The organism is Blastomonas sp. UPD001, assembly GCF_003426715.1.
Classification (GTDB): Bacteria; Pseudomonadota; Alphaproteobacteria; order Sphingomonadales; family Sphingomonadaceae; genus Blastomonas.
In genome coordinates this window covers 1-853 of the sequence record NZ_QKVT01000210.1, presented here as the reverse complement: position 1 = coordinate 853, position 853 = coordinate 1, and the positions used below count along the sequence as shown (strand labels likewise).

At 48.2% G+C, this 853-nt stretch carries 1 protein-coding gene; it reads left to right on the top strand.

The genetic code is table 11. The features are described 5' to 3' along the window. Window positions 1-78: 78 nt before the first annotated feature. On the top strand, window positions 79-853 hold a 775-nt coding region (locus DM995_RS21545; protein WP_157973457.1), incomplete at its 3' end, for a hypothetical protein.

Genomic DNA, 853 nt, shown 5'->3' with positions numbered 1-853 from the left:
GCACCGAGGATTGATACGGACCGTGGAGTTACGATTAATAGTAAGATCTACGGAGTAGCGAGTGTAACACTGCCTACGATGCAGTACAACCTGAGCAATACAAGATACCTGCAGGATAGGACGATCAACAGCAATGTAACGGCCACAATAGCAGGTAACTACGATGAAGTAACGCTGAAGAAGGGCTCGAATGTAACTTTAACGGGAACGGTATTTGGCAAGATTAAACTGGAAGAAGGAGCCAGCGTACGCTTTACGGCTACCACGCTTGATGTGGAAGAGATCCAGATAGAGAAAGGACCGAAGAGTGGAGGATACAGTTATATCCGTTTTGCACCGAATACGAGCATCCGTGTGAGTAAGAAAGTAACGATCGGTAGTGATGTGATCGTGAATCCGGAAGCGTATCAGGTAACGTTCTACATGGCCGATAACAGAAGAGATGAAGAGAAGTTCCATGTGAAAGGAGATGATACAAGAATCACGGCGAACATCATCTTACCGGATGGTAAGCTGAAGGTAACGGGCGGTAACTATGGTGATGACAGATGTGACCACCGACCACACAGTTCAAACAGTTGCAGACACAGAGGTCATGGCCACCACGACTGCGACCACAGAGGTCATGGCGACAGAGACTGCAGAGATGATGTATTCATGACGGGTCTGTTTATAGCAGAAGAGGTAGAGAGTGAGGGTAAGAATGTGATCTGGAACAGTTACAACTGTGCAGCACCATCGGCCCCTGTAACGGCACTGGCATCGAACAGCAATCAGGCAAGTGTAAGGGAAGAGGCAACTGCAAGCAGCAAGCTACAGGCTACAGGCAGAACGGAAGAGGAGTTGAAAGTGA